Annotated in this window: 6 protein-coding genes; 4 read left to right on the top strand and 2 right to left on the bottom strand. The window is 75.0% G+C overall.

The window, feature by feature from the left end; genetic code table 11:
- On the top strand, positions 1-867 hold an 867-nt coding region (locus ACTHLI_RS02695), incomplete at its 5' end, for a sterol carrier protein domain-containing protein (RefSeq protein WP_440181301.1).
- A gap of 4 nt (positions 868-871) precedes the next feature.
- Here the strand turns inward: ACTHLI_RS02695 and ACTHLI_RS02690 are convergent.
- Positions 872-1,597 carry an SDR family NAD(P)-dependent oxidoreductase gene (locus ACTHLI_RS02690; protein WP_440181300.1) on the bottom strand — a complete coding sequence of 242 codons (726 nt, stop codon included), beginning with the start codon at positions 1,595-1,597 and terminating at the stop codon, positions 872-874.
- A gap of 144 nt (positions 1,598-1,741) precedes the next feature.
- Here ACTHLI_RS02690 and ACTHLI_RS02685 point away from each other — a divergent pair, with 144 nt between their 5' ends.
- Both ACTHLI_RS02685 and ACTHLI_RS02680 read left to right on the top strand, forming a co-directional pair.
- Positions 1,742-2,830, top strand: coding sequence for a Gfo/Idh/MocA family protein (locus ACTHLI_RS02685; protein WP_440181298.1), 1,089 nt, complete (start codon positions 1,742-1,744; stop codon positions 2,828-2,830).
- Positions 2,827-3,555: a ThuA domain-containing protein gene (locus ACTHLI_RS02680; RefSeq protein ID WP_440181296.1), complete on the top strand. Its 729-nt coding sequence runs from the start codon at positions 2,827-2,829 to the stop codon at positions 3,553-3,555. The genes ACTHLI_RS02685 and ACTHLI_RS02680 overlap by 4 nt, the downstream gene beginning before the upstream one ends.
- Here ACTHLI_RS02680 and ACTHLI_RS02675 read toward each other — a convergent pair.
- On the bottom strand, positions 3,518-4,666 hold the full coding sequence (locus ACTHLI_RS02675; RefSeq protein WP_440181294.1) for a hypothetical protein: 1,149 nt from the start codon (positions 4,664-4,666) through the stop codon (positions 3,518-3,520). The two genes, ACTHLI_RS02680 and ACTHLI_RS02675, sit on opposite strands and share 38 nt — an antisense overlap.
- A 161-nt stretch (positions 4,667-4,827) precedes the next feature.
- Here ACTHLI_RS02675 and ACTHLI_RS02670 point away from each other — a divergent pair, with 161 nt between their 5' ends.
- Positions 4,828-5,634, top strand: a complete 807-nt coding sequence (locus ACTHLI_RS02670) for a tryptophan-rich sensory protein (protein WP_440181293.1) — start codon at positions 4,828-4,830, stop codon at positions 5,632-5,634.
- The last annotated feature ends 42 nt before the right edge of the window (positions 5,635-5,676 follow it).

Genomic DNA, 5,676 nt, shown 5'->3' with positions numbered 1-5,676 from the left:
ATCTACGCCCGGTACGGCTTCGGGCCGGCCACCTGGTCGACCGACCTCGCGATCGACACGCGCCGGGCCGGCTGGATCGGCGGCGACGCCCCCGGCCGGCTGCATTTCGTGGGACGGGCGAGCGCGATGGACGCCGCGCAGCCGCTCTTCGCGGCGGCGCGGGGCCGCACGGTCGGCGACGTCGAGATCGTCGGGCATCGCTTCGCGCGGCTGTTCGGCGCCCCCTCCGACGCCGCGGAGCAGCGGCGGCACCGCTTCGTGCGGTACGACGACGAGCACGGGGTCCCGCGCGGGCTCGTGGTGTACCGGATGCAGCCGAACGACCACGACTTCGCCTCCGCCACCGCGGTCGTCCAGCAGCTCGTCGCGACGACGGACGACGCGTACCGCGCGCTGTGGCAGCACCTGGTGACGCTCGACCTCGTGGCCACGGTGCAGGCACCGCTGCGGACCGTCGACGAGCCGCTGCGCTGGCTCGTGCGCGACCCGAGGATGATCCGCACGACCGAGCTCAGGGAGCACCTCTGGGTGCGCGTGCTCGATCCGGTCGCGGCGCTGTCCGCCCGCTCCTACGGGGGCGCGGGCCGGCTCGGGCTGCGGATCGCCGACCCGCTCGGGCACGCGCAGGGCTCGGTCACGATCGACGCGGACAGCGACGGCCGTGCGGTCGTGGTCGCGGGGGAGTCGGAGGAGGGGCCGCTGCTCGACCTGCCGGTGGACGCGCTCGGCACGCTCCTGCTCGGGGGCGCCTCCGCGGTCGTGCTCGCGGCGGCAGGACGGCTCCGCGAGCGGGCACCGGGGGACGCGGCCGTGGCCGACCGGCTGCTCCGCTCCCCGGTCGCGCCCGCGCTGATGACCTGGTTCTGACCGCTCAGCCGGGGAGCGCGACGCCGGTGCGCTCCGCCAGCGCGGCGAGCAGCGCCTCCTGGAACGCCTCGTCCAGCACGCCTGCGGCGGGCGACTCCTCGCGGCGGTCCTTGAAGTAGCGACCGGACACCAGCGCGGCGGGGTCGTCGCTCGTCGCGAGCCACACCTGGGTGGCCGAGCCCTGGTCGAGCGACCCCGGCGCCCCGGAGCCGCCCATCCGGGTCCGGATCCAGCCGGGGTCGACGGCGTTGCTCCGCACCTCCGGCCACCTGCGCGCCACCGCGGCCGCGAGCGCGGCGTCGAGGAGCTTGCTGTCGCCGTACCCGCCGCCGTCGAGCACCGCGACGTCCGCCCGGCCGCTGCGGTGCATGCCGCTCGACAGGAAGACGAGCCGATCCGGTCGCGTCATGAGCGCCGTCAGCAGGTACGGCGCGACCACGTTCACGGCCATCAGCACGGGGGCGGCGGTGCCGGAGCCGACGCCGGCGTTGTGCACGACCGCGTCGAACCGGCCGAGCGCGTTCGCCGCGTCCGCGAGCGCCCGGACCGCGTCCTCGTCGGCCAGGTCGCCGACGAGCACGTCGGCGGCGCCGGGTGCTGCCGCCCTCGTGTCGGCCGCGCGGGCGTCGCTGCGGGCGTGGAGCACCACCTCGTGCCCCTGGTCGATCAAGCGCTGCCCGACGGCCAGCCCGAGGCCGTCGGCGGATCCGGTGACGAGGACGCGTGCCATGCCCTCAACCCTGCGGCCACGATCCGGGGAGGACGCCCAGCGCGTCCGCCACGCCTGTGCGCTCCCGGGCCGGTCCCTGGACGGCGAGCCGTCCGGCGTGCGGTTGGATGGAGTCCGCTGCGCCATCGCGACGAAGGGATCCGCATGCCTGCAACCGACCAGGTACCGCTGCGCGTCGGGGTCGTCGGCCTCGGCTTCGCCGGCACCACCGCGCTCGACGCCTTCTCCTCCCTGCCGGGCGTGGAGGTCGTCGCGCTGGCCGGCCAGGAGCAGCCGCGGCTGGACGAGCTCGCGGACACCCGCGGGGTGCCGCACCGCTACCACGACTGGGAGGACCTGGTCGCGCGCGAGGATCTCGACGTCGTGAGCATCGGGGTGCCGAACCACCTGCACGCGCCGATCGCGATCGCGGCGCTCGCAAGCGGCAAGCACGTCTTCTGCGAGAAGCCCCTCGCTCCGACGGGTGCGCTCGCGCAGACGATGGTCGACGCCGCCAGGGACGCCGACCGGGTGCTCGAGATCGCGTTCAACCACCGCCGTCGCGCGGACGTGCGGTATCTGCGTCGCTACCTCGACGAGCACGACATCGGCCGGATCTACCACGCGCGCTCGAGCTGGCGTCGCCGGTCCGGCATCCCCGGGCTCGGCTCGTGGTTCACGAACCGGCAGATGGCGGGCGGCGGCGCGATGGTCGACCTCGGCCCGCACATGCTCGACATCGCCCTGTTCCTCATGGACGAGCCGCGCGTGGAGCGCGTGAGCGCCGTCACCTACGGCGAGCTGGGGCGCGGCGGCCGGGGCGGATCGCGGAACGCGAAGACGACCGGCGGCAACCGGGCGTTCGAGGTGGAGGACTTCGCCTCCGCCCTCCTCCGGCTCGACACCGGCGGCTCGATCCACCTCGAGACCTCCTGGGCGAGCTACTCCGCCGACGAGGAGGACATCGCGGTCGAGCTGCTCGGATCGACGGGCGGCGTGCGCCTGTTCGTGCGCGACTACGCCACGGACGGCACGATCCGCATCTTCGGCGACGAGGGCGGCGCGCCCATCGTCACGATCCCGACCGTGCACGTGCCCGCAGGGCACCACCTGGCGGTGATCGAGGAGTTCGTCGCGACGGTCCGTTCCGGCGCCTGGGCGAACGCCTACGGCGACTCCGCGCTGCACCGCAGCCGCGTGATCGACGCCGTCTACCGGTCCGCAGACGAGCACAGGGAGGTCGAGGTCGCATGAGGATCACGGTCTGGAACGAGTACGTCCACGAGACGCGCGGCGACGCGGTGGTGCTCGGGCACTACCCGGACGGGATCCACGCCGCCATCGCCCGGGGCCTGGCAGGTCTCCTGCCGGACGCCGAGATCGGCACCGCGACGCTGCAGGAGCGCGAGCACGGGCTGACGGAGGCGGTGCTCGCCTCGACCGACGTGCTGCTGTGGTGGGGGCACATCGCGCACGACCAGGTCGCCGACGAGGTCGTGGAGCGCGTGTACCGGCACGTCCAGGCGGGCATGGGGCTGCTCGTGCTGCACTCGGGGCACTACTCGAAGATCTTCCAGAAGCTGCTCGGCTCGACCGCCTCGCTGCTGTGGCGGAACGACGCGGAGCGCGAGCTGGTGTGGACGATCGACCACACCCATCCGATCACGCAGGGTGTGCCGGACCCGATCGTCATCCCGCAGCAGGAGATGTACGGGGAGCCGTTCGACATCCCCGTGCCCGACGAGCTGCTGTTCGTGTCCTCGTTCACCGGAGGCGAGGTGTTCCGCTCCGGGGTCACCTACCGGCGGGGCCTCGGCCGGATCTTCTACTTCTCCCCCGGCGACCAGGAGTACCCGGTGTACCACCAGCCCGAGATCCAGCGCGTGCTCGCGAACGGCGTCCGCTGGGCCGCGCCGACGCAGCCGCGCCGCAACCAGACCGCTATCCACCGGCCCGAGCAGGGCTGGTTCGCGTCCTGAGCGCGGGCCGGGGCAGGCCGCGGCCCCTCGTCACGAGCGCCACCGCGGGCACGGCGACGAGGAGGACCGCGGCGCGCGGCACCGGCGGGGCGATGTCGGAGGCGAGCAGCAGGATCAGCGCGGCCCCCGCAGCGGCGACCAGGTGCCGCTCGTGCACGGCCAGCACGAGCGCACCGACCCCGCACACGAGCACCGGGTCCCAGTAGTACCCGGCGAGGACCGGGTCGAGCAGCAGGCGGCCCGCGACCACGGCGACCGGGACCAGCCACACGCCCCAGCGGGCGTGCCGCCGCCTGAGGAGCAGCGCGACGGCCGCGCCGGCGCCGAGGGCGAGCAGCGACTGCAGCAGCCGGAGCGACCACGGGAACGTCGCGGCGGTGGGATCGAGCGCGTGCAGCACGCTGCCGGCCCGCACCTCCCAGGCGTAGGAGAACATCCGGAACGGGCCCGCGAGCACGAACGGCAGCCACAGCGGGGCGTGGAGCGCGGCTCCGACGGCCGCCGAGCGCAGCCGGCGGACGTCGGGGGCGAGCAGCACGAGCGGGGCGCCGAGCAGGCCCCACACCTCGAACCCGGTCGACAGGGCGATCACCGCGGCGGCGAGCACCGGCCGGTCCGCGAGCGCCAGGCGCCCTGCGGCGAGCCACGCGATCGGGATCAGCACCTCAGCGGGGTGCCCGAGGTTCCAGCTCGCGGTGGTCGGGCCGAGGAGGCCGAGCAGCACCGCGCCCGCTCCCGCGAGCACCGACGACCGCAGGTCGCGGCGCAGCACCGGCCGGAGCGCGACGGCCGCGAGGAAGGTCGTGGCGGCGCTGCAGGTCATGAGCGCGACCGTCCAGGAGAACGAGCCGCGCACCCCGAGCAGGTGCATGACCCCGAAGGGCGCGAGCTCGAACGGGCCGGCCTGGATCAGCGGGTCGCCGAACACCGCCCCGATCCTCCCGGTGAGCAGCAGCGCGCCCGCAGGGCCGAACAGGGTGTAGTCGACCGGCACGGGATCGGCCGACGCGGTCCAGAGCAGCGCCATGACGGCGCCGCCGGGCAGCGCGAGCGCGGTCGCCGCGAGGGCGCCGGCCACCGGGTGCGCGAGCGCGATGCGGAGGCGGCCCATGGGCCGAGTGTCCCGGGAGCGCCGCGCGCGCTGCCGGCGCCGCGCTGCCGACCCTCCTGAACGGGGGGAGCCGCGGCGGGCCCTCCGGTGCGGCGGCGCTGCCGACGTTCAGGCGACCGCGGCATCGTGGCGCGGGGGCAGGCCGAGCACCGGGAGCGGAGATGTCGACGAGGCGGGACGTCGTGCGGGTCGTGGTCGTCATCGGGTCGCTCGTGCTCGCGCTCGTCGGCTCGGCGATCGGTTCCGGGGCGTTCGGGGGCACGCCGATCCAGGACGCGGCCGGCGGTGCGCTCGCCGCCGACGCGACGCTGCTCGCCCCCGGGACCGGCGCGTTCCAGATCTGGAGCGTCATCTACACCGGGCTGCTCGCCTACGCCGTGTACCAGGCGCTGCCCGCCCAGCGCGCGCGGGCGCGCCAGCGGCGCATCGGGGCGCTCGCCGCGGCGTCCCTGCTCCTCAACGCGGCCTGGATCCTCAGCATCCAGTTCGGTCTCCTCGCGCTGTCCGTGCCCGTCATCGTCGCGCTGCTCGCGGTCCTCGTCGCGATCGTGCTGCGGCTCGGGCCCGCGGAGGGCACGGCGGACCGGGTGCTCCTCGACGGCGTCTTCGGGCTGTACCTGGGGTGGGTCACGATCGCGACGGTCGCGAACGCGACGGCGCTGCTCCAGCAGGCCGGCTTCACCGGCTTCGGGATCGCGCCGACGGCATGGGCGGTGCTCGTGCTGGTGGTCGCCGCCGTCATCGGCGTGCTTGCGGCGTTCGGCGACGGCGCCCGAGTGGGGCCCGCCCTGTCGCTCGCGTGGGGCCTCGCCTGGATCGCGATCGCCCGCGCGACGGGCGAGCCGCAGTCCGCGGCGGTCTCCGTCGCTGCGGCCGTCGCCGCGGTCCTCGTCCTCGCGGTGGCGATCGTGCTCCGCCTCCGGGCGCGGAACGCCGGTCAAGCGGAGAACACGCCCGGCGGTCGCTGACGATTTCTTGAGTCGCTCAACTCTCCGCGAAGGTGGGGCGAT

Source organism: Amnibacterium sp. (assembly GCF_051956055.1).
In the GTDB taxonomy this organism is placed as follows: domain Bacteria; phylum Actinomycetota; class Actinomycetes; order Actinomycetales; family Microbacteriaceae; genus Amnibacterium.
Note: the sequence above shows the minus strand (reverse complement) of the source record. Positions and strands in the feature narration are given on the sequence as shown.